Origin of the sequence: Demequina sp. NBRC 110056, assembly GCF_002090155.1 — a bacterium.
Classification (GTDB): Bacteria; Actinomycetota; Actinomycetes; order Actinomycetales; family Demequinaceae; genus Demequina.
Genome location: NZ_BBRM01000002.1, coordinates 823,349 through 849,999 on the forward strand (window position 1 = coordinate 823,349; position 26,651 = coordinate 849,999).

The following is a 26,651-nucleotide window of genomic DNA, read 5'->3' on the forward strand; positions in this document are numbered from 1 at the left end:
GAGGAGGCTGGCTCACGCTCCGGCCAGCGCGCTGGAAGGCACTGAGTGCCGAATCCGGCGCGAAACCGGCACTCAATGCCTTCCAGGACGCGCAAGACGGGAAGTGCATGGAGCCTTCCGCCGGGCGGACGCGGCCCGCGCCGCGCGCAGCTACGCCGCCGGACCCACCCGCACCGAGACGCGCTCGCGCGACGCGAGCTCCGCGGCGAGGCCGACCACCTCGTCGGCGGTCACCGCGCGCACCTGGTCGAGCGCCTCACCGATGGACCACAGCTCGCCGAACACCAGCTCCGCCTTGCCCAGGCGGGACATCCGCGAGTAGGAGTCCTCGAGCCGCAGCACGGTGGTGCCGGCGATCTGGCCCTTGGCCTTGGCGAGCTCCTCGGGGGTCACGCCCTCCGCGAGACGCTCGAGCTCCGCGCCGAGCAGGCGCTCCACCTCGTCCGCGTTGGTCGGGTTGCAGGCGGCGTACATGCCCCAGATCCCAGTCTCGGCGTTGGGCGCGCCGAACGAGTACACGGCGTACGTCAGGCCGCGCTTCTCGCGGATCTCCTGGAACAGCCGCGAGGACATGCCGCCGCCCAGGATCGCGTTCATGACGCCCAGCGTCGAGCGGCGCTCGTCCGTCGCGCGGAAGCCGCGGGAGCCCAGCAGCACGTGCGACTGCTCCAGGTCGCGCGTGATGCGCACCTCGGGCGTGAGGCGGGCCTCGACGGTCGCGAGCGGATCACGGCGCCCCACGGGAGCCGTCTCCCCGGTGAGGTCCCAGCCCCCGGCGACGAGCGCATCGGCGACCAGCGAGCACACCGTCTCGTGGTGCACGTTGCCCGCGGCCGTGACGATGAGTCCAGCCGGTCCGTAGTGCTGCTGGTAGTGCTCCCAGACGGCGTCGCGACTCACCGAGCGGATGATCTCGGGGGTCCCGCCGATGGGCCGGCCGAGCGGGTGGCCGCTCAGCACGGCCTCGGTGAAGCGCTCGTGGGCGACGTCGCCCGGGTCGTCCTCCGCCATCGCGAGCTCCTCGAGGATCACCCCGCGCTCCATGTCGAAGTCGGCCTGGTCGAGCCGCGCGGACGTCACCATGTCGAGGATCACGTCGACCGCGAGCGGCAGATCCGTGTCGATGGTGCGCGCGTAGTAGCAGGTGTACTCCTTGCCGGTGAGGGCGTTGGACTCCCCGCCCACCCGGTCGAAGGCCTCCGCGATGTCGAGCGCGCTGCGCCGTCCCGTGCCCTTGAACAGCAGGTGCTCGAGGAAGTGCGTCGAGCCGGCATGCTCGGGCGTCTCGTCGCGGCTGCCGACGCCCACCCACGCGCCGAACGTCGCCGAGCGCATGCCCGGGATGTGCTCGGTCAGGACCCGCACGCCTCCCGGCAGCACGGAGCGCTGGATGACCGCCCCCTGATCCTGCTCGACCGTGAGATGGGCGCCCAACGAGGACGCGGAGACGAGGGGAAGAGCGTGAGGCATAGGGGTGAGCCTAACCCCGCTTGCAGGCGGCCGATGCGCGGGCTGGGCTCCGCACGGAAGCCGGCACGCGCATCGGCCGGGCGGCGGCCCTCGCGCGCGGTCCGCGCTCACGCATCGCGCTTGCGTCAGCGCGGAGGACCCGGATGGGCTCTCACGACTGACCACCAGCCATCCGTCAGTGCGGAGGACGCGCGGTCAGCGCGAACGTCACCCGCGCCGGATATGCCAGAGGGCGGCCCCGGCACCGGATCTCTCCGGCGTCGGGACCGCCCTCGTGACAGTCAGACGGTGCGGGCGATTACTCGCCGGCCTCCTCGGAGCCCTCGGACGAGCCCTCCTCGACGACGCCCAGCGACAGCTTGCCGCGCGGGTCGACCTCGTTGATCTCGACCTGGATCTTCTGGCCGATGGACAGGACGTCCTCGACGTTCTCGACGCGCTTGCCGCCCACGAGCTTGCGGATCTGCGAGATGTGCAGGAGTCCGTCCTTGCCGGGGCTGAGCGAGATGAACGCGCCGAACGCGACCGTCTTGACGACGGTGCCGACGAAGCGCTCGCCAACCTCGGGCACGTGCGGGTTGGCGATCGCATTGATCGCCGCGCGCGCGGCCTCGGCGGATGGGCCGTCGACGGCGCCGATGAAGACCGTGCCGTCGTCCTCGATCGAGATGTCCGCGCCGGTGTCGTCCTGGATCTGGTTGATCATCTTGCCCTTGGGGCCGATGACCTCGCCGATCTTGTCGACAGGCACACGCACCGTGATGATGCGGGGAGCGTGCGGGCTCATCTCGTCGGGCTCGGAGATGGCCTGCTCCATGACGCCGAGGATGTGCAGACGCGCGTCCTTGGCCTGACCCAGCGCGCCGGCGAGCACCGAGGCGGGGATGCCGTCGAGCTTGGTATCGAGCTGGATCGCGGTGACGAACTCGGAGGTTCCGGCGACCTTGAAGTCCATGTCGCCGAACGCGTCCTCCGCGCCCAGGATGTCGGTCAGCGCCGCGTAGCGGGTCTCGCCGTCGACGGTGTCGGACACGAGGCCCATCGCGATGCCGGCGACGGGGGCCTTGAGCGGCACGCCCGCGTTGAGCATGGCGAGCGTCGAGGCGCACACCGAGCCCATCGAGGTCGAGCCGTTCGAGCCGAGCGCCTCGGACACCTGACGGATCGCGTAGGGGAAGTCCTCACGCGACGGCAGCACCGGCACCAGGGCACGCTCGGCGAGCGCGCCGTGGCCGATCTCGCGGCGCTTCGGGGAGCCCACGCGACCGGTCTCGCCCGTGGAGAAGGGCGGGAAGTTGTAGTGGTGCATGTAGCGCTTCTTCGTCTCCGGGTTGAAGGAGTCGATCTGCTGCTCCATCTTGAGCATGTTCAGCGTGGTGATGCCCATGATCTGGGTCTCGCCGCGCTCGAAGATGGCGGAGCCGTGCACGCGCGGGATGGGGCCGACCTCTGCCGAGAGCGGGCGGATGTCCGCCAGCCCACGGCCGTCGATGCGGACACCGTCCTTGAGGATGCGCTGGCGGATGGTCTGCTTGGTCACCGAACGGATCGCAGCGGACACCTCCTTCTCGCGGCCCTCGAACGTCGACGCGAAGTGCTCCAGCGCGCCGGCCTTGATCTCGTCGAGGCGGTTCTCGCGCTCCTGCTTGTCAGCGATCTGCAGCGCGGCGGCGAGGTCGCCGGCCACGTGCGGCTCGACGGCGGCAAACACGTCGTCCTGGTAGTCAAGGAAGCGCGGGAACTCCACCGTCTCCTTCGCGGCCTTGTCGGCCAGCTGCTGCTGAGCCTCGCACAGGGCGCGGATGAAGGGCTTGGCGGCCTCGAGGCCCTCGGCCACGACCTCCTCCGTGGGGGCCTGGGCACCCTCGGAGACGAGCTCGAAGGCGTCGTCGGTCGCCTCGGCCTCGACCATCATGATGGCGACGTCGTCACCCACGATGCGGCCGGCCACGACCATGTCGAACACCGCGCGCTCCTTGTCGGAGTACTTGGGGAACGCCACCCACTGGCCGTCGATCAGCGCGACGCGCACGCCGCCGATGGGGCCGGAGAAGGGCAGGCCGGACAGCTGGGTCGACATCGACGCGGCGTTGATCGCGAGGGTGTCGTACGCGTCGTCCGGGTGGATCGCGAGGACGTCGATGACGACCTGGACCTCGTTGCGCAGGCCCGACACGAAGGACGGACGCAGAGGACGGTCGATGAGGCGGCACGTGAGGATCGCGTCCGTCGAGGGGCGGCCCTCGCGGCGGAAGAACGAGCCGGGGATCTTGCCGGCGGCGTACGAGCGCTCCTCGACGTCCACCGTCAGGGGGAAGAAGTCGAAGCCGTCGCGGGGGTGCTTGCCGGCGGTGGTGGCGGACAGCAGCATCGTCTCGCCGTCGAGGTACGCGGCGGCGGAGCCGGCGGCCTGCTTGGCGAGGCGGCCGGTCTCGAAGCGCACGGTACGGGTGCCGAACGAACCATTGTCGATGGTCGCCTCGGCGAACTGGATCTCGGGACCTTCCATCAGGAAGTCGCTCCAATCGTTATGGAGCAGGCCAGGCGAACTTAAGGGGCGTCAGATGCCTCACTGATCGTCAGTCGACATGCTCAGACTCGTGTCCGCGACTCGTGCGCGGGGATTCTGCCCATCTCCACCGAGGATCAGCGTCCAGCTGGCCTGCCAGGTGTATGAAGTTGGGCTCCGCCACGTGTGGCGGGCCGTGTCAATGCTACCAGCGTGGGGCCGATGCGCGGGGATCTGGGCCCTCACGAGTGCTCGCCGAGAGCGAAGCGCGCGGCCCGTGCCGACCGGGCCGGCCGAACGTGCCGGAGCAAGCGAAAGACCCGGCCGCTCGACCTCCGTGAGGAGGGAGCAGCCGGGCCGAGCGCACCGGGCGCGTCTTAGCGACGCAGGCCCAGGCGCTCAATCAGCGAGCGGTAGCGCTCGATGTCGACACGCTGGAGGTAGTTCAGCAGGTTGCGGCGCTGGCCGACGAGCAGGAGGAGGCCACGACGCGAGTGGTGGTCGTGCTTGTGCTCCTTGAGGTGCTCGGTCAGGTCCTTGATGCGCTGCGACAGGAGCGCGACCTGAACCTCGGGCGAACCGGTGTCACCCTCGGACGTGGCGTACTCGGTCATGATGGACTTCTTGGTGGCTGCGTCGAGAGGCATGCGCACTCCTTCTTCTTCGTCTCGTTGCGCGGCGCACCCGGGCTGGTTCTCCGGGGCACTGGGATCCGCGGCCGTTTCACGGCGACGATCAAGCATACAGGACGTGGGGCCTGCCGCGCGACCGGAATACGGTCACGCGGGAGCGACGGCGCCACGCCGGTCGCCCGCTCCCCCGTCCATCATCACGGCGGCCGCGCGAGCGAGCGGCACCGGTGCCGCGACGAGCTCCGTCCATGGTCTCACGGCGTGGGTCGACACGAGCAGGTCGACGGCCTGCGCGAGGTGCCGGGGCTCGGTGCCCGCGACGCCCGTCACGGTGAGGCCCTCCTTCGCGATGCGCGTGCCGTCGCATGCGGCGACGCCTGCCTCAAGGGGCCCGAGTACCGCGACGGAGCCACCCGTCGCGAGCGCGCCCACCGTGGGCGCCAGCGAGTCCGCCGCGCCGGAAGCCACCACCGCGACGTCGCAGGCGGGCAGGCGCGCGCCGGGGTCGAGCGCGACGTCCGCGCCGAACGCCAGCGCGCGGGCGCGCCGCTGCGAGCGCTCCTCGACGACCACGCACGACGCGGCGCCGGACTCGGCCGCGAGCGCGGTCACCGCGAGGCCGATCAGGCCCGCGCCGACGACCATGACGCGCTTGCCCGCGAGGGAGCCGATGCGCTCGACGGCTGCGACGGCACGCGCCACGGCGCAGCCGGCGGGGCTGACGAGGGCGTCAGGCGCCCAATCGGGCACTCGCGCGAGCGCGGCGCCGCGCGGCAGCTGCAGGTGGGAGGCGAACGAGCCAGGCAGCGTCCACTCGTCCGCGACGGGCTCGGCGCCGATCTCCCGCGCGCCGGAGCACGCGGACCGATCCCCGGCGCGGCAGCGGCGGCATTCGCCGCACGACGTTCGCGCGAGCCACACGACGCGGTCGCCCTCCGCCAGCGGGGCGCCGTTCACGTCGGCCACGCCCGCTCCGACCGCGAGCAGCCGCCCCACACCCTCGTGGCCGAGCACGGTGGGCGCGCCGCCGAAGCGCCGTTCCTCCACCACGCGCCGCACGCAGCCGCAGGCCGTCGTGCACGTAACGGCCACGACGGCCTCGCCCGGCCCGGGCCACGGCAGCGGCTGGTGCGTCACCTCGACATCGCCGCCTCCGTGCCAGAGCGCGACGCTCGCCCGGTCGCCACGAGCCGAGGCGGCGGACAGGGAGAGTGGCGCGGGCGCATCGGGCATGCGGAGAATCTGTCGTGCGAGCAGGCGCGCGGGCAAGCCAGGAGCGCACGCATCCGCCAAGGTTCACGCAGTGTTCAGCGCGCGTTCACCGCGCCAGCGGCGCCAGGTGACGGATCAGTAGCGATCGAGGTGCGGCTGCTGCGGGTCCGGCAGGACCGCGCCCGCGGTCGAGTCCCAGGCGTCCTTCCAGCGGCCGTCGTCGATCGCCTCCTCGAGGACGTCGTTGATCCACAGCCGGAACTCGTCGTCCGCGAGCGCGACGCCGATGCCGTACGGCTCGGACGTGAAGTTGCCTCCGACGAGGCGCAGCGCACCGTCCGCCTCCGCCGCATAGCCGGCGAGGATGACGTCGTCCGTGGTGAGCACGTCGACCTGGCCCGCGAGCAAGGCGTCGAGGCACGCCCCGTAGTCGTCGAACAGCACCAGGTTGGCCTCGGGCGCGAGCTGCTCGACCGTGCGCGCGGCGGTCGACCCGTCGACCGAGCAGACCTGCTTGTCGGCGAGGTCCGTGACCGAGGCGACGGACGCATCGTCGGTGCGCGTCAGGAGCGACTGACCGGCGACGTAGTACGGCCCCGCGAAGCCCACGACCTCCTTGCGCTCGCTCGACATCGTGTACGTCGCGACGATGAAGTCCGCGTCACCGCCGCTCAGCATCTCCTCGCGCTCCCCCGAGACGGCCTCGACCCACGTGATCCCGTCCTCGTCGATGCCGAGCTCGGCCGCGATCATGCGCGCCACCTCGACGTCGAAGCCCTGCGGCACGCCCGCGTCGTCGAGCTCGCCGAACAGCGGCTGGTCGTACTTGATGCCCACCGTCACGGCGCCGGCGTCCGCCAGGCTCGCCATGGTCGACCCATCCGGATACTCGTCGCTGCTGCAACCAGCGAGCGCGACGGCGGCGAGCACAGCGCCTCCCACGCCGACGTTCCTCATCGCGGACATGAGACCCCTCTCTCTCGGAAGTGAGAGTAGCGAAGCCTGACCCCTACGCATGCAGCAGGTCTGCGCGCGTCCCCGGCAAGCGTGCTCCCGGCGCCGCCGGAGGGCCGACGCGGGGGCTGGCTACGGACCCGGCGTGCCCCCGGTCCCGTAGCCGGTGTTCGCGGCGTACCGCTTGGCCTCGGCACCCCCCTCGTGCATCGCGGAGGAGCCGTCGTCCTTCTTGGCGACGTGCTTCGAGCGCCGCATGCGGCCCTCGAGCCAGATCGCGAGACGCGAGATCGAGAGGTTGATGAGGATGTAGATGATCGCGCCGACGAAGAACAGCGGCACCAGGTAGTAGTCGCCGAAGTAGTCGCGGTTGAGCTTCACGACGCGCAGCAGCTCCTGGTAGCCCACGATGTAGCCGAGCGAGGTGTCCTTGAGGAGCACCACCAGCTGGCTCACCAGCGCGGGAAGCATGATGCGCACCGCCTGCGGCAGCTCGATGAGCACCGTGGTGCGCATGGGCGACAGGCCGATGCTGAGCCCGGCCTCGCGCTGGCCCTTGGGAAGCGCGGCAAGACCGGCGCGCAGGATCTCCGCGACCACGGCGGCGTTGTAGACCACGAGGCCGAACACGACCGACCACAGGGGTGACCAGCCGAACACGAGCTTGGCGAGGAACATCAGCAGCAGGACTGGCAGGCCGCGTGCGAGCTCGGTCGTCACGGCGGCCGAACCGCTGAGCACCCTGCCGGTGGCGCCTCGACGCACCACCGACAGCGAGCCACCGATGAGCAGGGCGATGGGCGCTGCGATCGCGGCGGCGGTGAGCGTGGCCACCAGGCCGCGTGCGAGCAGGGAGTGCCACACGTCGCCCGCGCTCTGCCCCTTGGGCGGGTCGGTGAGCACCAACCACCGCTCGTCGAAGATGCCGTTCTGGTACATCCGGTACGCGAGGTAGCCGAACAGCGCGAGGAAGCCCAGGGTGAAGACGATGTTGTAGATCCGGTCGCGGCGGATCGCCTTGGGGCCGGGGGCGTCGTACAGGACGGAGGACTCGGAGCTCATCGCGCGAACGCCACCTTCTTCTCGATCCTGCCGGCGAGCACGCCCAACGGGATCGTGATCACCAAGTACATGAGGCCCACGCCGAAGAAGATCCACAGGCCGTCGACCGGGTTGGCGTTCATGAGGCGCTGCGACGAGGCCGTGAGCTCGGTGTACGCGAAGCCTGCCGCGACCGAGGTGTTCTTCGTCAGCGCGATGAGCACGGAGATCAGCGGCGGGATGGCGGAGCGCCACGCCTGGGGCAGCACCACCTGCGTGAGCGTCTGCCCGAAGGTGAAGCCGATGGAGCGCGCGGCCTCAGCCTGGCCGATGCCAACCGAGTTGATGCCCGACCGCATCGCCTCGCACACGAATGCGCTCGTGTAGATGCTGAGCGACACGATGGCCGGCCAGAAGCCGAGCTGCGGGAACACGAAGCCGAAGGCCGGCGCCACGAACACCCAGAAGAAGAACATCAGGGTGAGCGGGGTGTTGCGGACGATCTCGACGTAGACGGTGGCGAAGGTCCGCAGCGGGCCGATGGGTGAGACGCGGAACGCGGCGAGGACCGTGCCGGCGACGAGGGCGAGGATCCCGGACAGAGCGGTCAGCGACAGGGTCGCCAGGAACGCGCCCCAGATGAAGCCGAACTCCTCGATGAACGTCTGCACGCACTCTCCTGACGGGTGATGGCCGTGCGTGGCCCCTCGGCGAGGGGCCACGCACGGCGTCGATCAGCTGACCTCGTACCGGTCGACCGTGGGCTGCTCGGGCTCGGGGAGCACGGTGCCTGCGGTCTCGTTCCAGGCCTCGAGCCAGCGGCCGTCCTCGAAGATCTCCTCGAGGACGTCGTTGATCCAGTTGCGGAACTCGGTGTCCTCACGGGTGAGGCCGATGCCGTAGGGCTCCTCGGTGAAGGGCTCACCCGCGACCTTGAACGCGTCGTCCTCGGCCACGTAGCCGGCGAGGATGACATTGTCCGTGGTCACCACGTCGACCTGGCCGTTGCGCAGCGGCTCGAGGCAGTCGGTGTAGGCCGCGAACAGCGACAGCTCGGCGTCGGGGTAGTTGTCCGCGATGTTCTGCGCGGGCGTCGATCCCTCGACCGAGCAGACGTTCTTGCCTGCGAGGTCGTCCGGAGACGTGATGTCCTCGTTGTCCGCCAGCACCATGAGCGCCTGGCCCGCGTTGTAGTACGGGCCCGCGAAGCTGATGAGCTCCTTGCGGTCATCGTTGATCGTGTAGGTCGCCACGACGATGTCGACGGAGCCATCCTGGATGAAGGGCTCGCGGTTCGCGGACACCGTCTCGACCCACTCGATGTTGTCCTCGGAGATGCCGAGCTCGCCCGCGATGATCTTGCCGATCTCGACGTCGAAGCCCTCGGGGTCGCCGCTCGGCGCCAGCAGGCCGAACAGCGGCTGGTCGAACTTGGTGCCGATCGTGATGGAGCCGGCCTCGGCCAGCGTCGCCATCGTCGAGCCCTCGGGGAAGTCCCCGGCGTCGACGTCGGCGGTCTCGCCGTCGCCCGACGAGCACGCTGCGAGAGCGATCGCGGCAGCCGCACCGAGCGCGGCCATCCTGGTCTTCTTCAGCATTGTCTCTCCTCTTGTCCCGCCCCGAGGATTGCCCGGGGCCCTCACGCACTAGTGCGTCAAGATCTTCGACAGGAAGTCCTTGGCGCGCTCGGACTTGGGGTTCGTGAAGAACTCCTCCGGCGTCGCCTCCTCCTGGATCGCTCCGTCGGCCATGAACACCACGCGGTTCGCAGCCTTGCGGGCGAAGCCCATCTCGTGGGTCACGACGATCATCGTCATGCCCTCCTTCGCGAGGTCCGTCATGACATCCAGGACCTCGTTGATCATCTCGGGGTCGAGCGCCGAGGTCGGCTCGTCGAAGAGCATCACCTTGGGCTTCATCGCGAGCGATCGCGCGATGGCGACTCGCTGCTGCTGACCGCCCGAGAGCTGGGCCGGGTACTTCTCCGCCTGGTTCGCGACACCCACGCGCTCGAGCAGCGCCATGGCCTGCTCGTTCGCCTCGGCCTTCGACATGCCCTTGACCTTGATGGGGCCCATGGTCACGTTCTCGAGGATCGTCTTGTGGGCGAACAGGTTGAACGACTGGAACACCATGCCGACGTCCGCACGCAGGCGCGCGAGCGGCTTGCCCTCGGCGGGCAGCTCCTGGCCGTCGATGGTGATCGAACCGGTGTCGATGGTCTCCAGGCGGTTGATCGCGCGGCACAGCGTCGACTTTCCCGAGCCGGAGGGGCCGATCACGATGACGACCTCGCCCTTCGCGACCGCAAGGTTGATGTCCTTGAGGACGTGCAGGTCGCCGAAGTGCTTGTTGACCTCCGCGAGCCTGACGAGGTGGCTGGTGTCCCCTACGCCGGTGCTTCCAGGGCTTTCGTCCATGACTCGACCATAGCCGCATTCACCTGTTTGTGGCCGGGCTTAATCGAGATGTAACACGTCGCGGCACCACGCGACATCCTCGGCGAGCGCGTCGACGAGCGCGTCGAGCGAGCCGAAGTCGAGCATCGGCCTGCGCCACTCGACGAGAGCGAGCTCGACGTCGGCGCCGTACAGGTCGAGTCCCTTGCCGTCGATGACGTACGCCTCGACGCGCAGCCCCTCGCTGCCGACGGTGTAGTTATGGCCGATGCTGATGGCCGCCGGCAGCGGCGTCGTGCTCGGCGGCGTCGCGCTCGGCCCGTCGCCGGCCTCCAGGATGCCGAGGTAGCCGGCGTACACGCCGTGGCGCGGGATCATGCCCGAGGAGACGTCGAGGTTCGCGGTCGGGAACCCGATCTCCCGGCCCAGCTTGTCGCCGTGGACCACGGTCCCGCGCACGCCGTGCAGGCGGCCGAGAACCTCCGCGGCCTCGACGAGCTTGCCGTCGTCGAGAAGCTCGCGCACCCAGGTGGAGGACCAGCGTCGCCCGGACTCGGAGATCGCGCAGGCGTCGTCGATGACCTCGACCTCGAAGCCGAGCGCGTCGCCGAGCTCACGCAGGGTGTCGACGTCGCCCGCGTTGCCTCGCCCGAACTTGGTGTCCTTGCCGACGACGACGCGCTGGGCGTTCAGCCCTTCGACGAGCCACGTGCGGACGAACTCCTCGGGCGTCTGCTGGGCGAACTCGAGGGTGTACGGCACGACGATGGTGCCGTGCAGGCCGGTCTGAGCCATGCTGTCGAGCCGGTCGTCGATGCCCATGATGAGGACGGGCGGGTGCTCCGGGTCGTGGACGGCCTTGGGGTGGGGCCAGAACGTCATCGCGACGGCACGCTGGCCTCGCGCCTTGGCGTCGGCCACCATGCGCGTGAGCACCGCCTGGTGCCCGCGGTGCACGCCGTCGAAGTTGCCGAGCGTCACCGTCGTGGGCCCAAGATCCGCGGGGACGTCCGCGAGCGAGTTCCACATCTGCATGGGTGCCATTGTGCCGGAGCGCAGCGGAGGCACCCGACGGCCCCATGCCGGAGCGCAGCGCAGGCACCCGACGGCCCCATGCCGGAGCGCAGCGGAGGCACCGGACTGCGCTGTGCCAAAGCGCAGCGGCGGGTCGTGGGCCCGGCGGCGCGTGCGCCTACCGGTGGTCGAGCATGATCAGCGCGAGCTTGGATGGCTCGAGCGCCTCCACCGCGTGCGGCAGGCGCGTGCCGAGGTGGATCACGCCGCCCGGGACGAGCTCCTCGGTGCGGCCGTCGGCCGTGATCGCCAGTCGACCTTCGAGCACCATGAGCAGCACGGGCATCGCCGCGGTGTGCTCGGTGAGCACCTGGCCCTCGTCGAACGCGAACATCACGATGCGCGAGCCGGGCTCCTTGAGCACGGTCCGCGACAGCGTGGACTCGGGCTGGACAGCCACGAGGCTCGCGAGGTCGTCGACGGCGGTCATGTGGGCCGATGCGTCGGCTGGGTCGACGCCGAGCATCGAGGGACGCAGCCGGGCGGGCTGGGACGGGGTGGCGGACATGCGGGGCTCCTCTCGCCTCTCGATGAGGCTAGGCCCGCCTTTCCGGCCGCACCTGTGACGCTGGTCCCTTGCTAGGACGCCTGTCCCGAGGGCTTGAAGACCACCTCGGGCTTGAGGCGTCCGCCTTCGGGTCGCACGATGGCGACCAGGTCGCCCGCGGGATCGAGCGCCGCGAGGGGGCCGTCCCAGGCGATCCCGGCGTCGGCGTCGAGCCATTGGCCGTAACCCAGCGCGACCGCTTCGGTCTCGCTCAGGGCGTGCACGGGCATGATGTCGGCAGCGGCGGAGCCGAGCCCGAGCCGCGGGACCTCTCCCCCGGCCTCCACGATGTCTCCGAGCGCATCCAGAGTCGCCGCGTCCTTGATCTCGAGGTCGCCGACGCTGGTGCGGCGCAGGGCGGTGAGGTGGCCGCCGACCCCGAGCGCGGCGCCGAGGTCGCGCGCGAGGGCGCGCACGTAAGTGCCGGACGACACGTCCACGCGGACGTCGAGGTCGATGAACGTCCCCTCCCGTCGGGCGCCCAGCACCGAGAACGCGTGCACCGTCACGGGCCGCGCGGGCAGCTCGACGTCCTCGCCCTCGCGCACCCGCTTGTAGGCGCGCTCGCCGTCGATCTTGATCGCGCTGACCGAGCTCGGCACCTGCTGGATGTCGCCGGTCAGCCCAGCGATCGCATCGGCGATCTGCGGTGAGGTGACATCCGTGGCGTCGGCGGTCGCCGTGACGTCGCCTTCGGCGTCGTCCGTGACCGTCGTCTGGCCCAGCCGGATGGTCGCCTCGTAGACCTTGTCGTGGCCCACCACGTAGGTGAGCAGCTTGGTCGCCCGGCCGATGCCGATGACGAGCAGCCCAGTCGCCATGGGATCGAGCGTCCCGGCGTGGCCGACCTTGCGCGTGCCGGCGAGACGCCGCATGCGTCCCACGACGTCGTGCGAGGTCCAGCCCGCGGGCTTGTCGACGAGGACCAGCCCGGGGGCGGGCTCGTCCTTAGCGCGCCTCGCCATCGGCGCCGTCAGACTCGTCGTCCTCGGGGTGACGGTACGGGTCCGCCTCCCCCGCGTACTGCGCGTTCTCGCGCAGCTTGGCGAGCTCGGCGTCCCGCTGCTGCGCCTCGTGCAGCGCCTTGTCCAGGCTCGCTGCGGTCTCGGGGACCGCGTCGAGGTGGAACTCGAGGGTGGGCGTGAGCCGGATGCCCAGCTCACGCCCCACCAGCGAGCGCAGCCGTCCCTTCGACGAAGCGAGGGCGGCGGCCGTGGCCGCGCGCTCCTCCTCCCCGCCGTAGACGGTGTAGAACACGGACGCCTGCTGGAGGTCGCCGGTGACGCGAACGTCGGTCACCGTCACGAACCCCAGCCGGGGATCCTTGATCTCGGTCTCCAGCGCGCGGGCCACCAGCTTCTTGATGGTGCCCGCGAGCCGGAGTGCCCGTGCGCTGTCTGCCATTAGGACCTCGGGATCTCGACCATCTCGAACGTCTCGATGATGTCACCGACCTGGATGTCGTTGAACTTGCCCAGGCCGATACCGCACTCGAATCCGTCCTTGACCTCGGTGGCGTCGTCCTTGAAGCGGCGCAGGGTGTCGATGGTCGGCTCGCCGATGACGACGCCCTCGCGGACGACCTTCGCCTTGGCGTTGCGGACGATCTTGCCGCTGCGCACCAGGGATCCGGCGATGTTGCCGAACTTGGACGAGCGGAAGATCTCCATGATCTCCGCGGCGCCCACCTGACGCTCCTCGAACTCCGGCTTGAGCATGCCCTTGAGCGACGCCTCGACGTCCTCGATGGCGCGGTAGATGACCGAGTAGAAGCGCATGTCCACGCCCTCGCGGTCCGCGAGGTCCTGGACGCGCTCCGCGGGACGGACGTTGAAGCCCAGGATGATCGCGTTGTCGACCGTCGCCAGGTTCACGTCGTTCTGCGTCACGGCACCCACGCCACGGTGGATGATGCGCAGGTCGACCTCGTCGCCCACATCGATCTGGAGCAGCGCGTCCTCGAGTGCCTCGACGGCACCGGACACGTCACCCTTGATGATGAGGTTGAGGGTGTCGACCTTGCCCTCCTCGATGGCCTTCGTGAAGTCCTCGAGGCTGATGCGCTTGCGGCGCTTGGCGAGCTGAGCGGCACGCTCAGCAGCCTCGCGCTTCTCCGCGATCTGTCGGGCGGTGCGGTCGTCCTCGGCCACCAGGAAGGTGTCGCCGGCGCCAGGCACGGATGTGAGGCCGATGACCAGGACCGGACGGGCAGGCGTGGCCTCCTCGACAGGCTGGTCGTGCTCGTCGAACATGGCGCGCACGCGGCCGTAGGCCGTGCCGGCGACGATCGAGTCGCCCACGCGCAGCGTTCCCGAGTTGACCAGGACGGTCGCGACGGCGCCGCGGCCCTTGTCGAGGTGAGCCTCGACGGCCACACCACGCGCGTCCTTGTTGGGGTTCGCACGCAGCTCGAGGCCGGCGTCCGCCGTCAGCAGCACCGCCTCGAGGAGGTCGTCGATGCCCTGGTTCTTGAGCGCGGAGACGTTGACGAACATCGTGTCGCCACCCCACTCCTCGTCGACCAGGTTGTACTCGGTGAGCTGCTGGCGGATCTTGTCGGGGTTGGCCCCCTCCTTGTCCACCTTGTTGACCGCGACCACGATCGGCACGTTCGCCGCCTGGGCGTGGTTGAGCGCCTCGATGGTCTGGGGCATCACGCCGTCGTCGGCCGCGACCACGAGGATCGCGATGTCCGTCACCTGGGCACCACGGGCACGCATGGCGGTGAACGCCTCGTGACCCGGGGTGTCGATGAAGGTGATGGCACGGGTCTGGCCGTCGTGCTCGTGGTGCACCTGGTAGGCGCCGATGTGCTGGGTGATGCCGCCGGCCTCGCCGGAGATGACGTCGGCCTTGCGGATGGAGTCCAGCAGGCGCGTCTTTCCGTGGTCGACGTGACCCATGACCGTGACGACCGGCGGGCGGTCCTCGAGGTCCTCGTCCGTCTCGGCCTCGAGCTCGGCCTCTAGGTCGAGCCCGAAGTCCTCGAGCAGCTCGCGGTCCTCCTCCTCGGGGGACACGATCTGGATCTTGTAGCCCAGCTCTGCGCCGAGCGACTCGAAGGTGTCCTCGTCGAGCGACTGCGTGGCCGTGGCCATCTCGCCCAGGTGGAACAGCACCGTGACCAGCGACGCGGGGTTCACGTCGATGCGCTCGGCGAAGTCCGTGAGCGTCGCGCCGCGGCGCAGGCGGATCAGCGTCTCGCCGTCACCCCGCGGGATGTTGACGCCACCGATCGCCGGAGCCTGCTGCTGCTCGTACTCGGCCCGCTTGGCGCGCTTGCTCTTGCGCGAGCGCGCGGGCTTGCCACCCTGGCGTCCGAAGGCGCCGGCGGTGCCGCCGCCGCGACCGCGACCACCGGGGGCCGGACGGCCGCCGGGACCACCGAAGCCGCCGGGACCGCCAGGTCCGCGACCGCCGGGGCCACCAGGACCACGACCGCCGGGACCACCGCGACCCGCAGGCGCGCCGGGGCCACCGGGCGTGCGGTTGGGCATCTGGCCCGGGCTCGGACGCGGTCCGCGACCGGGGCCGCCGGGGCCACCTGCACCCGGGCCGCCGGGCCGTGCGCCCGGACCACCGGGACGCGCGCCGCCGGGACGCTGGGTCTGGAAGGGGTTGTTGCCGCCCGGACGCGGGCGCGGACGGGGTCCGGCTGCGCGATCCGAGAACGGGTTGTTGCCGCCCGGACGGGGGCGGGGCTTGGGCATGTCGGCGGGCGAGGCACCGGACGCCGCGGGAGCGGCAGGCGCGGCGGGTGCCGCGGGCTTCTCCGCCGCAGGCGCCTGAGGAGCCTGAGGCGCGGGCGCCTCGGCCTCGGGGGCCGGAGCCGCCGGCTTCGGGCCGGGCTTGGGGCCGGGCTTCACGGCAGGCTTCGCGGGGGCCTTGGGGGCGGACGCCTTGGGAGCGTCGCCGCCGGCGTTCGCGGGGAAGGCCTCGCGGGCCTTGCGCACGACGGGCGCCTCGAGCGCCGACGAGGCGCCCTTGACGTACTCGCCGAGCTCGTTCAGCTTGGCGATCAGATCCTTGCTCGAGACTCCGAGCTCTTTCGCGATCTCATGAACGCGGGGCTTTGCCACAATTCTCCTGTCTCGGTCCGACCGAGGCAGGGTCGAACCATCGTTACGAGTGGGTACTCATCGTGAGGTACTCATCGGTCGCTCATGGGCTTTCATCCCTTGACTTCGATGGTGGGCATGGCGGCGCTGGGTCCCGCGCGCCCGGGGAGGGCCACGCTGCTCGCATCGGCGCCAGGAGAGCGCAACGCTCTCCCGATGCTGTTGCGACGCAACGCCTGCGCAAGGCAATCGGACTCGGGATGCAGCCACGCACCCCGTCCCGGCAGCGACTCACGCTCGTCGACGACCACGCGGCCGTCCTCGAGTGCGAGTCGCACCAGAGCCGACCGAGCCGCCTTGCTGCGGCATCCCACACAGGTGCGCACGGGTTCGTGCGAACGCGCGTCGATGTCACCGGAAGGCGAACTCGGCTCCATCAGTCTAGCGTCTCGGCGCGCGGGCTAGGGACGCTCGGGCGCGGCGCGCCCCGGAGTGTCGGGCGCCTCGTCCGACCGGATGTCGATCCGCCACCCCGTGAGACGGGCGGCGAGGCGGGCGTTCTGCCCCTCCTTGCCGATCGCCAGCGACAGGTGGAAGTCGGGCACGACGACCCGTGCGGCGCGCGCCTCCTCGTCGACCACGGTGACCGACACGACGCGCGAGGGCGACAGGGCGTTGCCCACGAAGGTCGCGGGGTCCTCGTCCCAGTCGACGATGTCGATCTTCTCGCCACGCAGCTCGCTCATGACGGCGCGCACGCGCGAGCCCATGGGGCCGATGCACGCGCCCTTGGCGTTCACACCCGGCTCGGTCGCGCGCACGGCCATCTTGGTGCGGTGGCCGGACTCGCGGGCGAGCGACATGATCTCGACGGTGCCGTCCGCGATCTCGGGGACCTCGAGCTCGAAGAGCTTGCGCACGAGCCCAGGGTGGGTGCGCGACAGCGTGATCGACGGGCCCTTCTGGCCGCGCGAGACGTCGAGGACGTACCCGCGCAGGCGCTCGCCGTGCGTGTAGATCTCGGTCGGGACCTGCTCGTGCGGCGGCAGCAGCGCCTCGGTCTCGCCGATGTCGACGTGGACGTTGCGCGGGTCTGCGCTCTGCTGGATGACGCCGGAGACCAGGTGTCCCTCCTTGCCCGCGTACGAGCCGAGCACGGCGTCGTCGCCGACCTGGCGCATGCGCTGCACGATCACCTGGCGGGCGGTGGCCGTCGCGATGCGGCCGAAGTTCTCCGGGGTGTCGTCGAACTCGGGCAGGTCCTCGAGCGCGACCTCCGACTCGGGCTCGGGGTCCTCGCGGGCGAAGATCGACACCTTGCCGGTGTCGCGGTCCACGTGGGCGCGCGCGTGCCGGAAGGCTCCCGGGGTCTTGTGGTACGCGGAGACAAGCGCCTGCTCGATCGCGTCGACCAGCACGTCGAGCCTGATCTCGCGCTCCTTCTCGAGGCTCTTGAGCGCGTACATGTCGATGTCCATCAGGCCCCCTCGTCCAGACGCTTGAGCTCGACCTCGATGCGCCCCTCGGCGACATCCGCGATGTCGATGCGCTCGACGCCGTGCGGCGCGTCGAGCACCAGCGTGTCGCCCTCCACGTCGGTGAGGCGGGCCACGGTCTCCGTGCCGTCCACGAGCGCGAGCGCGACCTTGCGCGTGCGGGCACGCAGGAAGTGGCGGCGCTCGGTGAGCGGCCGGTCCGTGCCGGGCGTGCCGATCTCGAGCACGTACGGCGTCGACGGCACGTTGGCCTCGTCGAGAGCCGCGCCGATCGCACGGCTGGCCTCGGCGACGCGGTCGAGGTCCGCGCTGCCGACCTCCGTCTCTGGCAGGTCGACGGTGACGGTCACGCGAGTGCGCTTGCCTGCGGGAGACACGCTCACGCCGTCGAGGACGAGCCCCGCCTCGGCGGCGCCCGGCGCGGCCAGCTCGGCGATCCTGGTCGTGAGGTCCATGGGCCCAGCCTCCTGCGCGAGTGCGCGTTCCGTTCCTGAAATTCGGTCGCAGACAGTGTACCTGCGTGAGACCACCCCGCGGGGGCCCATGGGAGGATGACGGCCATGAGGGCGCACACGACCTGGGCCATCGCTGCGGCCGCGGCGCTCGTGCTGTCGGCATGCTCGTGGCGAGCCGAGACGCCGCCGCCCGACTGGCCCTCCCCCGACGCTGCGACGGTGATGCGCGACGACGCGGCCGAGCGCGAGCAGGCGGTCGTCGACGCGACGTCGGACCCGGGCGTCGACGCCACCGCGGCCACGTCGGTCCTCGTCCAGATCGAGGACCCCGACGCCCAGGAGCGGCTGGACGCCCTCGGGGGCCTGTACGTCGCGTATCCCGACGCGACGGCGAGCCCGTCGCCCGCTCCCACGTCGCTCGCGCTGCAGGACGCCGTCACGCAGGCACGGGACGGCCACCTGGCCGATGCGCTCGTGGCCGACGACGCCGACCTCGCCTCCTTGCTCGCCTCGGCGGGGCTGGCGCACGCGCTGTCGAGCTGGTTCGCGGTGTGGGTCGCCGACGCGGTCGCCGATGCCGGTCAGCCGGTGGTCGCGGAACGCACCCTCGCGAGCCCCTCGCTGCCGCACCCTGACCTGCTGCCAGGCGAGGCCACCGCCATCGACGCGACCGTGCTCGCCCAGCTCGCGCTCGAGCACGACCAGGCCCGCTACGCCTACGAGGTCCTCGCGGCCCGGGCCGGCGAGGACCTGCGCGGGCAGTGGCTCGAGCTGCGCGCCCTGCACGCCGCGCGCGCGGAGGCGCTCGTCTCCGTCCCCGGCGTCGAGGACCTGCGCGAGGCTGTGTACGTGCTGACGTTCGACCAGGTGGACGACTCGACGCACGCGCTCTCGACGGCGACGGGCCTGCAGGACGCGCTCGGCGATACGTACGCCGCGCTGGCCGTGTCCGCGGGCGCCGAGGACATGCCGTGGCTCCTCAACGCCGCGTTCGACGCGTACGCGCAGGCGGCCGCGCTCGGCGACGCGTCAGCCGACGCCTACGCCGTGCCGGCCCTACCGGGACTCACCGTCGCCGAGACCTCGGCGACGCCGGACGAGTAGCCAGCGAGCGCATCGGCGCTGCAGCGCGGAGAGCTCAGACGGGCAGAGCTCAGCCGAGCGCGTCCTGGACGCGTCGGGCGACCTCAGTCACCGCATCGGCGACGGGCAGTGCCTCGCTCGTCCCGGCGCGGCGGTCCTTGAGCTCGACCTCGCCGTCCGCGAGGCCGCGGCCGGCGACGAGGATGAACGGGGCTCCGAGCAGCTCGGCGTCCTTGAACTTCACGCCGGGCGAGACCTTGGGACGGTCGTCGAAGAGCACCTCGATGCCGGACGACTCGAGGCCGGTCGCGAGCGACTCAGCGGCGTCGAAGACCTCCTGGTCCTTGCCGGTCGCCACGACGTGCACGTGGTACGGCGCGACGTGGGCGGGCCAGGCGAGGCCGAGCTCGTCGTTGTTGAGCTCCGCGAGCAGCGCCATGACGCGGGTGACGCCCACGCCGTACGAGCCCATGGTGACGACCTGCTGCTTGCCGTTGACGTCGAGGACCTTGAGGTCGAGCGCCTCGGCGTACTTGCGGCCCAGCTGGAAGATGTGGCCGATCTCGACTCCGCGCGCGAGCTCGAGCGGGCCCGAGCCGTCGGGAGCAGGGTCCCCCGCTCGCACCGCTGCGGCCTCGATGGTGCCGTCACCGACGAAGTCGCGCCCGGCCACCAGGTCGAACACGTGCTTGCCGTGGACGTTCGCGCCGGTGATCCAGCGCGTGCCGGGGACGATGCGCGGGTCGAGGAGGTACGGGATGGCGGTGTCGCCCTCGGAGAGGTACTCGACGCCGTCGGGACGCGCCTGCGGGCCGAGCGCGCCGGGGCCGATGTAGCCCTTCACGAGCTCGGGGCGGGACTTGAGGTCCTCCTCGGTCGCGGCCTCCACGGTCGCGGGAGCGAGCGCCGCCTCGAGACGGGTGAGGTCGACGTCGCGGTCGCCGGGCACGCCGACGACGATGATCGCGCGAGCGCCGGTCGGGTCCGTCGCGGCGATCACCACGTTCTTGAGGGTGTCCGCCGCCGTCCACTCGCGGTCGGGGCGCGGGTGGCTCGCGTTCGCTGCCGCGACGAGCGTCTCGATGGTCGGGGTGTCCGGGGTGTCCTCGACGTGCGCCTCGGGGGCGTCGGTCCAGTCGAGGGCGGGCGGGACGGGCGTCGTGACCGCCTCGACGTTGGCCGCGTAGCCGCCGGCCGAGCGCACGAACGTGTCCTCGCCGATCTCGGTGGGCGCGAGGAACTCCTCGGACTTCGAGCCGCCCATCGCGCCGGACATCGCGTTGACGATGACGTAGTCGATGCCGAGCCGGTCGAAGATCCGGATGTAGGCGGCGCGCTGCTTCTGGTACGCGGCCTCGAGCCCCTCGTCGTCGATGTCGAACGTGTAGGCGTCCTTCATGATGAACTCGCGGCCGCGCAGCAGGCCCGCACGCGGGCGCGCCTCATCGCGGTACTTGGTCTGGATCTGGAACAGCGACAGCGGCAGGTCCTTGTAGCTGCTGTAGAGGTCCTTCACGAGCAGGGTGAACATCTCCTCGTGCGTGGGCGCGAGCAGCATGTCCGTGCCCTTGCGGTCCTGCAGGCGGAAGAGGTTGGGGCCGTACTCGTCCCAGCGTCCGGTCGCCTCGTAGGGCTCCTTGCCCAGCAGCGCCGGGAAGTGCACCTCCTGGCTGCCGGCGGCCTCCATCTCCTCGCGCACCACGGCCTCGACCTTGGCGAGCACCTTGAGGCCGAGCGGCAACCACGAATAGATGCCGGGGGCGGCGCGGCGAATGTAGCCGGCGCGGACCAGGAGCTTATGGGAGGCGACCTCGGCGTCGGCCGGGTCCTCGCGAAGCGTACGGAGGAAGAGCGTGGACATGCGGAGCATGGGTCAAGCGTAGTGGCGCGGGGCGGCGGCGCCGTTCCGGGGCGGCGTGTGCGTTCCGCACTGACGTCCGCGCCCTCCGTGCGTCAGGAGGGCCGATGCGCGCGTTCCCGACCGACGCATCTCGCCTCGGTCAGTCGGGAACGCGCCGGGGCGCCTCTGCCGCACCGCCGGGACACGCAGCGGGGCCCTGAGACCGAGTGGTCTCAGGGCCCCGTCATGCGGTCACACCGTCAGGAGGCTAGAAGCGGTCCATCCGGTAGAGGAAGGCGGCCATCGCGTCGCGGGTGATCGACTCCGACGGACGGAACTCCTTGCCGCCGGGGACGGTCCAGCCAGTCGAGACGCCGGTCTCGGCGAGCCACGCCATCTCCTTGTAGAACTGCTGGCCGACCTTCACGTCCACGAACGGGGACTTCGAAGGAGCCGTGTAGCCCTTCACGTCAGCGAACCGGTAGAGGAACGCCGCCATCGCGTTGCGGTCGATGGGCTCGTACGGGCGGTACTCCTTCTTGCTGCCCACGGCCCAGCCGGTGGAGATGCCCTCCGAGGCCAGCCACGCGATCTCCTTGTAGTACGGCTGGGAGGTGGGGACGTCCGCGAACGGCGACTTCGAGGGCGCCGTGTACGCGGGCGAGCCGGCCCAGCGGTAGAGGAAGGCCGCCATGGCGTCACGGTTCACGGTGCCGAGCGGGCGGTAGGTGCCGTCCGCGTAGCCCGTGGTGATGCCCTGCGCCGCGAACCACTCGATGTGGGTGCGGAACTGGCTGGTCGCGATGTCCGAGAACTTCGGGATGCGGACCAGGCCCTGGTAGGCGATGCGCAGCTCCTTGGCCTTGGCGTTCACCTCGCCCTGCGAGCGGATGTCCGCGTTGACGAGGACGTTCGCGCCCTTGAGCGCCGTGTTGACCTTCGCCACCGACGGCACCGTGTAGTTCGACAGGTTGACGCCCTTGATGGCCGCGAGGGCCGACTTCAGCGCGGCCGTGTCGGCCGAGCGGTAGACGAGGTCGTCGATCGCATCGAGCACGTCCTTGGTCGCCGCGGCGACCTGGTCCTGCTGCGTGACATTGGCGTTGAGGAGTGCCTCGCCTGCCGCCACCGCGGCGTCGAGGTTCGCGAGCGAACCCGGCGTGCGCTGCGAACGGTTCACGGCGTCGGCGGAGGCGATCGCCGCCTTCAGCACGTCGACGTTGGCCGGCAGGTAGTCCAGCGCCTCGATCGCGGCCTTGAGAACCGCAACCGCCGCGTCGACCTCGACCTGAGCGTCCGCGGTCGAGCCGAGGACGCCCTTGCCGAGCACGATCGCTGCGTCGAGCAGCTCGAGCGACTCGGGCGTGCGATCGGTGCGGACGACAGCCTCAGCCTCCGCGAGCGCCTGCTCGAGGTCCGCGACGTCCGCCGGACCAAACTCGAGAGCGGCGATCGCATCCTCGATGGCGGCCGTCGCAGCGTCGACCTCGTCCTGCTCGAGCTTGTTCGCACCCTCGACCGCAGCCGCGGCCTCGACGGCCGTGGTCACAGCGGCGAAGGACTCGGCGGTGTAGAGGCCCTCGTCCAGCGCGTCCGCCTTGGCCAGCGCCGCGTTGAGCTCGGTGAAGTCGGCAGCCGGGCAAGCGTCCGTGGGACGCTCGGCGTTGAGGAGGACGTTGTCGATCGGCAGGTTCTCGTACGAGTTGTTGACGAGCCAGCCGTACCGGTTGCCACCGATGACGGTGGGGACGATGTCGGCCGCGTTGCCGCCGAGCGTCCACGCGGCGACCTCGTCACCGTGCGCGTCGAGCACTGCGAGGTCGACGTACGCGAGGTTGTCCTGCGCGCGTACCGTGTGCTGGAACGTGTACCAGCCGGAGTCCGTCACCGTGACAGGCGCGGCGCCGAAGCCGCTCAGGTACGGCGACGAGTTCGCGGCGTTGTTGGAAACACCGACCGTCCACGTGCCCGCACCGTCGGCGCCAGCGTGGAAGATGAAGTCCCGCTTGCCCGAGCCGTCGGTTCCATTGATCGCGTGCGACCAGTCGAACTGACCCGCGGGTGCGGTGGCGTCGAGGTAGAAGTCAGCCGACGCCGTGTAGCCGCCCTCGGGGAAGACCGACGAGTAGCCCGCGTAACGCGTGAACACGCTGGTGTTGTACTGGACGACCGGCGCCTCGGCGTAGTAGCAGCCCGCGGCAGCCGGCATAGTCTTGTCGGCACCCGCGATGGCGACGCCGGAAAGGCCCCCATCGGCTCCCGCGGCGTGCGCCGCGTCCTCGAAGTCGACGACTGAGGTCGGAAGCGCGGGTCCGTGCGGCACCGATGCGGTGTCGAGGAAGCGATACTCAGCACAGCCGGCGGTGAGGGACTTCACCGTGCCAGTGCCCTCCTGGGTCGATCCGAGCGAGAAGCCGACGCCCAGAACCATCGCCTCGGGGAGATCCTCCACAAGCTCCTCGAGGGTGAAGAGGTGCCAGTTGCCGTTCTTGTTGTCCTTGGTGCTCCACCAGTTGCCGACGCCGTAGACGCCGGGCTCGTAGACGAGTGTGCCCGCCCAGCTACCGGAGCTGTCCTCGGAGTAAGCGAGGTTGAGGCTGATGTCGAACTCGTCGTCCTCGCCGACCCGGACGTAGTCGAACGCAGGCTCGCCTGCATCGGCGACGTCGAACCGCTCGATCTCGTAGTTCATGTAGCCGACCTTGCTGGTCGAGACGATGTCGAGCCCGTCAGGAGTGAAGGCTGTCGCCGAACCGTCTGACAGGGTCCACTGATGAAGCGCACTCGTCGTGTTCGTGTCGGACAGGTACACGGTCTCGACCGCGGCGCAGGCGGTCGGCGCGCCGACGTCGGTGGGCGACGCGACGGGCGTACCCGCGGTGTCGACAGTGACAGTGGCCTGGGCGGCGGTGCCGACCAGGGTCGCGGCGAGTGCCGCGAGGGAGACGCCCGCGACGATGCGGGCACTCTTCTGGTGCATGGGTTGTTCCCTCAGCAGTCGATGCAGCCGCGCGTATCGTGACGATTTTCACGAGGCCCGACGTGCAATGGCGTGCCTCACGTTAAGCACGCCGTCCGACATCGCCGGACGCGCAAACGGGCCGTCGATATCAGATGTGAGAAAACTCACCGTCAGAAACGGACAAACGGGACGTGCGGTGCGTGCACGCGGCCCGCCGGGGATCACCCGACGGGCCGCGCGGAGGGCGAGGCTACGCGCTCGCCCCCGGTCGGGTGGCCCGCTCCAGCGCCACGCCGACGACCGTGAGGAACGCCGTCGCGGCGAGCGTGCCGGGCCACGTGGCGCTCGACGCCATGAAGGCCACGAACGCTGCGAGCGCGGCGGCGGGAGCCCACCAGCGGGCGCGGCCCGCCCTCCACAGCGCGACCATCGCGAGCGGCACAGCCAGGAATAGGCCGAGCATGGCCGGCATCTGCAGGAGCGGGAAGGCCCACGCCTGATCGGAGACGACGGTGAAGACCTCGTCGATCGCCTCAGGGCCGTAGAGCTGGCCGATGGCGGACTGGATCCAGTCGACCATCAGCATCCCGGGCAACGTGGTGAGCGTGCAGAACGCGAGAACCGCGGCGATGTTCGCGATCACGCGGCCGCGGCCGATGATCGTCGACGCAATGAGCAGTGCCGGGGCCACCCACAGGGCGTAGCCCCAGTGGAAGGCGAAGGACTTGATCTGCAGCGCGGCCATGCCGTCGGTGTAGGCCTCATTGAGTTCGGCACCGGTGGCGCCGGGAGCGGGGTCGGCGAGCGTGGCAACGGTGCAGAGGATGCCTGCGAGTACGGGCATCGCGATGAGCGTCCAACGACGCAGCTGCACCGCGAGCGGCGCTGGCTCGACCCCGGACGGGGCGAGCGTGGGGACGGTGGTGGACATGCGGGTGTTTCCTTTCGAGTGGAGCGGACACCACCACTGTCCAGGCACGACGTCTGAACCGGATCGCCCGGAAGCGCGAACTTCGCCTACCTCCTGCGACGGATTCTGATCTCCGCCTCAGGACGGAGGGACGGCCTCCCCCGGGGCCACCACTCCGTGTTCGTACGCGTAGATCACGGCCTGCACTCGATCCTTCAGACCAAGCTTCGCCAGCAGGTTTGACACATGCGTCTTGACCGTCGCCTCGGTGACGAACAGCTCGCGTGCGATGTCCGCGTTGGATGCGCCGCGCGCGACGAGCCCGAGCACCTCGAGCTCGCGCGCCGTGAGCAGCGCGAGTTCGCTCCCGGCGACCGGCCTGCGGAGCGCGGCCCGAGTGACGAAGGCGTCGATCACGCGGGCGGTGATGCGCGGCGCGAGCAGCGCCTCGCCGGCAGCGACCACGCGGATGGCTGCGGCGAGCTCCTCTGCGGGCGCGTCCTTCAGCATGAAGCCCGAGGCTCCCGCCTGGAGTGCCGCGAACACGTACTCGTCGAGGTCGAAGGTCGTGAGCACCAGCACGCGTGGTCCGCCTCCGACGGCGGTGATGCGGCGCGTGGCCTCGATGCCGTCAAGGAGCGGCATGCGGATGTCCATGAGCATCACGTCGGGCCGCTCGCGACGCGCGGCGGCGACCGCTTGCTCCCCGTCGGCGGCCTCGCCGACAACCTCGATGTCCGGCTCGCTCGACAGCAGCGACCGGAAGCCGGCGCGGACCATCCCCTGGTCATCGGCGACGACCACCCTGATTCTGTCGTCGTTCATGCCGTCCCCTCCCGCGCGAAGGCCGCCGTGACCACCACGCCGCCGCCGGACGCATCGGCGATGTCGAGGTGCCCGCCGTACAGCGCGATGCGCTCACGCATCCCGACGAGGCCGTGCCCGCCCAGGGTGTCCTCGCTCGGCATGCCGCGGCCGTCGTCCCGCACCTCGAGCACCACCCGGCCGGCCTCCCACCGGACGGCGACGTCGATGCGGGAGGCGTGGGCGTGCCGGGTCGCGTTGGTGATGGCCTCCTGCGCGACCCGGAACGCGGCGAGGTCCAGGCCGGGCGTCAGCGGTCGCGGCGTTCCCTCGATCGCGAGGTGCACCGACGTGTGAGGGGTCGACAGCCGCTCGACGAGGCGTGGCAGCTCGTCCAGGCCGGGCGCGGGCGCGAGGTCTCCGTCGCCGCCGCCCCGCAGCACCCCGAGCAGCCGTCGCATCTCCCCCATCGCCTCACGCGTGACGGTCTCGGCCGCGGAGAGGTCGCGCGCCTCGTCGGCATGGTCGTCGCCGAGGCGGCGCCGCACCGCCTGCAACTGGATGGTCACGACCGTGAGCGAGTGCGCGACGACGTCATGGAGCTCGCGGGCGATCCGAGCGCGCTCGTCCGCCACGGCCTCGGCCTCACGCGCGTCCTGCTCTCTCGCAAGCCTGTCTGCCAGCGCGATCGCCTCGGCGGATCGCTCAGCCCGCACCGCGGTCGCCACACCAACCATCCACGGGCCCGCGAGGAACACGACCGAGGCGGCGAGGTCCGAGAACTCGAACGCCTCGCGCGACACGGCCGCGCCCACGAACGGAACCACCAGCAGCGCAAGCCCGGCATACCGGCGCGGCGACGGAGACTCGAACCCCACGGTGTACGAGGCGACCACGAGTGCCAGCACGGTGGAGAAGCGGCCTTCGGGGTTCGACAACAGGTCCGAGCCGACGAGGATCGCCGCCACCAGGATGGGCGCGCGCCGGCGCCAGGCCAAGGCCGCGACACCGACGAGCGCGATGCCGAGGCGCCACGGGCCACGATCGTCCCCCGCGGACAGCGCCTCAGCGACGGTGAGCGCGGCGAAGAGGACGGCGATCGCGATGTCGATCGTCGGGGGCCGCCAAGACCCGCCCGCAGGCTGCGCGCGTGCGCTCACGAGGGAAACCTAGTCCACCCGGCCGCTCGCGCGATAGTGCGAGAT

General features: G+C 70.7%; 23 protein-coding genes. 1 reads left to right on the forward strand and 22 read right to left on the reverse strand.

Going from position 1 to position 26,651, the window contains the following annotated elements:
* Positions 1-150: 150 nt before the first annotated feature.
* The 17 genes from B7K25_RS03865 to rimP form a co-directional block, all read right to left on the reverse strand.
* Complete coding sequence (locus B7K25_RS03865) at positions 151-1,470, reverse strand: pitrilysin family protein (RefSeq protein WP_084104352.1); 1,320 nt, start codon at positions 1,468-1,470, stop codon at positions 151-153.
* Between the two features lie 298 nt (positions 1,471-1,768).
* The gene (locus B7K25_RS03870; RefSeq protein WP_084104353.1) at positions 1,769-3,979 is read right to left on the reverse strand and encodes a polyribonucleotide nucleotidyltransferase; all 2,211 of its coding nucleotides are present in this window, start codon (positions 3,977-3,979) and stop codon (positions 1,769-1,771) included.
* A gap of 377 nt (positions 3,980-4,356) precedes the next feature.
* Complete coding sequence (gene rpsO, locus B7K25_RS03875) at positions 4,357-4,626, reverse strand: 30S ribosomal protein S15 (protein WP_084104354.1); 270 nt, start codon at positions 4,624-4,626, stop codon at positions 4,357-4,359.
* A 132-nt stretch (positions 4,627-4,758) separates the two neighbouring features.
* Positions 4,759-5,844 carry an alcohol dehydrogenase catalytic domain-containing protein gene (locus B7K25_RS03880; RefSeq protein ID WP_084104355.1) on the reverse strand — a complete coding sequence of 362 codons (1,086 nt, stop codon included), beginning with the start codon at positions 5,842-5,844 and terminating at the stop codon, positions 4,759-4,761.
* A gap of 114 nt (positions 5,845-5,958) precedes the next feature.
* Positions 5,959-6,789, reverse strand: a complete 831-nt coding sequence (locus B7K25_RS03885; protein WP_084104356.1) for a glutamate ABC transporter substrate-binding protein — start codon at positions 6,787-6,789, stop codon at positions 5,959-5,961.
* Between the two features lie 120 nt (positions 6,790-6,909).
* The gene (locus B7K25_RS03890) at positions 6,910-7,839 is read right to left on the reverse strand and encodes an amino acid ABC transporter permease (protein ID WP_084104357.1); all 930 of its coding nucleotides are present in this window, start codon (positions 7,837-7,839) and stop codon (positions 6,910-6,912) included.
* Positions 7,836-8,489, reverse strand: a complete 654-nt coding sequence (locus B7K25_RS03895) for an amino acid ABC transporter permease (protein ID WP_084104358.1) — start codon at positions 8,487-8,489, stop codon at positions 7,836-7,838. Before B7K25_RS03895 ends, B7K25_RS03890 begins: the two co-directional genes overlap by 4 nt.
* Before the next feature lie 63 nt (positions 8,490-8,552).
* Positions 8,553-9,416, reverse strand: a complete 864-nt coding sequence (locus B7K25_RS03900) for a glutamate ABC transporter substrate-binding protein (RefSeq protein WP_084104359.1) — start codon at positions 9,414-9,416, stop codon at positions 8,553-8,555.
* Positions 9,417-9,464: 48 nt separating this feature from the next.
* Complete coding sequence (locus tag B7K25_RS03905) at positions 9,465-10,238, reverse strand: amino acid ABC transporter ATP-binding protein (protein ID WP_084104360.1); 774 nt, start codon at positions 10,236-10,238, stop codon at positions 9,465-9,467.
* Positions 10,239-10,277: 39 nt separating this feature from the next.
* Complete coding sequence (locus B7K25_RS03910; RefSeq protein ID WP_084104361.1) at positions 10,278-11,252, reverse strand: bifunctional riboflavin kinase/FAD synthetase; 975 nt, start codon at positions 11,250-11,252, stop codon at positions 10,278-10,280.
* Positions 11,253-11,409: 157 nt separating this feature from the next.
* Positions 11,410-11,799, reverse strand: coding sequence for a cupin domain-containing protein (locus tag B7K25_RS03915; protein WP_234988062.1), 390 nt, complete (start codon positions 11,797-11,799; stop codon positions 11,410-11,412).
* 71 nt (positions 11,800-11,870) lie between these two features.
* Positions 11,871-12,803: a tRNA pseudouridine(55) synthase TruB gene (gene truB / locus B7K25_RS03920; protein WP_084104362.1), complete on the reverse strand. Its 933-nt coding sequence runs from the start codon at positions 12,801-12,803 to the stop codon at positions 11,871-11,873.
* Positions 12,787-13,242: a 30S ribosome-binding factor RbfA gene (rbfA, locus tag B7K25_RS03925; protein WP_084104363.1), complete on the reverse strand. Its 456-nt coding sequence runs from the start codon at positions 13,240-13,242 to the stop codon at positions 12,787-12,789. Before rbfA ends, truB begins: the two co-directional genes overlap by 17 nt.
* Positions 13,242-15,917, reverse strand: coding sequence for a translation initiation factor IF-2 (gene infB / locus B7K25_RS03930; RefSeq protein ID WP_084104364.1), 2,676 nt, complete (start codon positions 15,915-15,917; stop codon positions 13,242-13,244). Before infB ends, rbfA begins: the two co-directional genes overlap by 1 nt.
* Positions 15,918-16,009: 92 nt before the next feature.
* Positions 16,010-16,333 carry a YlxR family protein gene (locus B7K25_RS03935; RefSeq protein WP_084104365.1) on the reverse strand — a complete coding sequence of 108 codons (324 nt, stop codon included), beginning with the start codon at positions 16,331-16,333 and terminating at the stop codon, positions 16,010-16,012.
* Between the two features lie 24 nt (positions 16,334-16,357).
* A complete protein-coding gene (gene nusA / locus B7K25_RS03940; protein ID WP_084104366.1) occupies positions 16,358-17,374 on the reverse strand; it encodes a transcription termination factor NusA in 1,017 nt (338 codons plus the stop codon).
* Entirely contained in the window at positions 17,374-17,847 is a 474-nt protein-coding gene (gene rimP / locus B7K25_RS03945) for a ribosome maturation factor RimP (protein ID WP_159450100.1), read from the reverse strand. The genes nusA and rimP overlap by 1 nt, the downstream gene beginning before the upstream one ends.
* A gap of 105 nt (positions 17,848-17,952) precedes the next feature.
* Between rimP and B7K25_RS03950 the strand changes: the two genes are divergently transcribed.
* Positions 17,953-18,951 carry a hypothetical protein gene (locus B7K25_RS03950; protein ID WP_084104368.1) on the forward strand — a complete coding sequence of 333 codons (999 nt, stop codon included), beginning with the start codon at positions 17,953-17,955 and terminating at the stop codon, positions 18,949-18,951.
* A gap of 49 nt (positions 18,952-19,000) precedes the next feature.
* Here the strand turns inward: B7K25_RS03950 and B7K25_RS03955 are convergent, their stop codons facing one another.
* From B7K25_RS03955 to B7K25_RS03975, 5 genes are all read right to left on the reverse strand, one after another.
* Positions 19,001-20,800 (reverse strand): proline--tRNA ligase, encoded by a 1,800-nt coding sequence (locus tag B7K25_RS03955; protein WP_234988063.1) that lies wholly within the window; start codon positions 20,798-20,800, stop codon positions 19,001-19,003.
* Between the two features lie 238 nt (positions 20,801-21,038).
* Positions 21,039-23,750, reverse strand: a complete 2,712-nt coding sequence (locus B7K25_RS03960) for an S-layer homology domain-containing protein (RefSeq protein WP_159450101.1) — start codon at positions 23,748-23,750, stop codon at positions 21,039-21,041.
* A gap of 232 nt (positions 23,751-23,982) precedes the next feature.
* On the reverse strand, positions 23,983-24,663 hold the full coding sequence (locus B7K25_RS03965; RefSeq protein ID WP_084104369.1) for a hypothetical protein: 681 nt from the start codon (positions 24,661-24,663) through the stop codon (positions 23,983-23,985).
* Between the two features lie 117 nt (positions 24,664-24,780).
* Positions 24,781-25,467 carry a response regulator transcription factor gene (locus tag B7K25_RS03970; protein WP_084104370.1) on the reverse strand — a complete coding sequence of 229 codons (687 nt, stop codon included), beginning with the start codon at positions 25,465-25,467 and terminating at the stop codon, positions 24,781-24,783.
* On the reverse strand, positions 25,464-26,606 hold the full coding sequence (locus tag B7K25_RS03975) for a sensor histidine kinase (RefSeq protein ID WP_084104371.1): 1,143 nt from the start codon (positions 26,604-26,606) through the stop codon (positions 25,464-25,466). The genes B7K25_RS03970 and B7K25_RS03975 overlap by 4 nt, the downstream gene beginning before the upstream one ends.
* Positions 26,607-26,651: the final 45 nt, after the last annotated feature.

Coding starts and splice junctions, on each gene's coding strand:
- nusA (WP_084104366.1), bottom strand. CDS start 17,374: ATGGACATCGACATGTACGCGCTCAAGAGCCTCGAGAAGGAGCGCGAG.
- truB (WP_084104362.1), bottom strand. CDS start 12,803: ATGGCGAGGCGCGCTAAGGACGAGCCCGCCCCCGGGCTGGTCCTCGTC.
- B7K25_RS03865 (WP_084104352.1), bottom strand. CDS start 1,470: ATGCCTCACGCTCTTCCCCTCGTCTCCGCGTCCTCGTTGGGCGCCCAT.
- rimP (WP_159450100.1), bottom strand. CDS start 17,847: ATGGACCTCACGACCAGGATCGCCGAGCTGGCCGCGCCGGGCGCCGCC.
- B7K25_RS03955 (WP_234988063.1), bottom strand. CDS start 20,800: ATGCTCCGCATGTCCACGCTCTTCCTCCGTACGCTTCGCGAGGACCCG.
- rbfA (WP_084104363.1), bottom strand. CDS start 13,242: ATGGCAGACAGCGCACGGGCACTCCGGCTCGCGGGCACCATCAAGAAG.
- B7K25_RS03900 (WP_084104359.1), bottom strand. CDS start 9,416: ATGCTGAAGAAGACCAGGATGGCCGCGCTCGGTGCGGCTGCCGCGATC.
- B7K25_RS03890 (WP_084104357.1), bottom strand. CDS start 7,839: ATGAGCTCCGAGTCCTCCGTCCTGTACGACGCCCCCGGCCCCAAGGCG.
- B7K25_RS03905 (WP_084104360.1), bottom strand. CDS start 10,238: ATGGACGAAAGCCCTGGAAGCACCGGCGTAGGGGACACCAGCCACCTC.
- B7K25_RS03950 (WP_084104368.1), top strand. CDS start 17,953: ATGAGGGCGCACACGACCTGGGCCATCGCTGCGGCCGCGGCGCTCGTG.
- B7K25_RS03880 (WP_084104355.1), bottom strand. CDS start 5,844: ATGCCCGATGCGCCCGCGCCACTCTCCCTGTCCGCCGCCTCGGCTCGT.
- rpsO (WP_084104354.1), bottom strand. CDS start 4,626: ATGCCTCTCGACGCAGCCACCAAGAAGTCCATCATGACCGAGTACGCC.
- B7K25_RS03910 (WP_084104361.1), bottom strand. CDS start 11,252: ATGCAGATGTGGAACTCGCTCGCGGACGTCCCCGCGGATCTTGGGCCC.
- B7K25_RS03915 (WP_234988062.1), bottom strand. CDS start 11,799: ATGTCCGCCACCCCGTCCCAGCCCGCCCGGCTGCGTCCCTCGATGCTC.
- B7K25_RS03960 (WP_159450101.1), bottom strand. CDS start 23,750: ATGCACCAGAAGAGTGCCCGCATCGTCGCGGGCGTCTCCCTCGCGGCA.
- B7K25_RS03935 (WP_084104365.1), bottom strand. CDS start 16,333: ATGGAGCCGAGTTCGCCTTCCGGTGACATCGACGCGCGTTCGCACGAA.
- B7K25_RS03965 (WP_084104369.1), bottom strand. CDS start 24,663: ATGTCCACCACCGTCCCCACGCTCGCCCCGTCCGGGGTCGAGCCAGCG.
- B7K25_RS03970 (WP_084104370.1), bottom strand. CDS start 25,467: ATGAACGACGACAGAATCAGGGTGGTCGTCGCCGATGACCAGGGGATG.
- B7K25_RS03885 (WP_084104356.1), bottom strand. CDS start 6,789: ATGTCCGCGATGAGGAACGTCGGCGTGGGAGGCGCTGTGCTCGCCGCC.
- B7K25_RS03870 (WP_084104353.1), bottom strand. CDS start 3,979: ATGGAAGGTCCCGAGATCCAGTTCGCCGAGGCGACCATCGACAATGGT.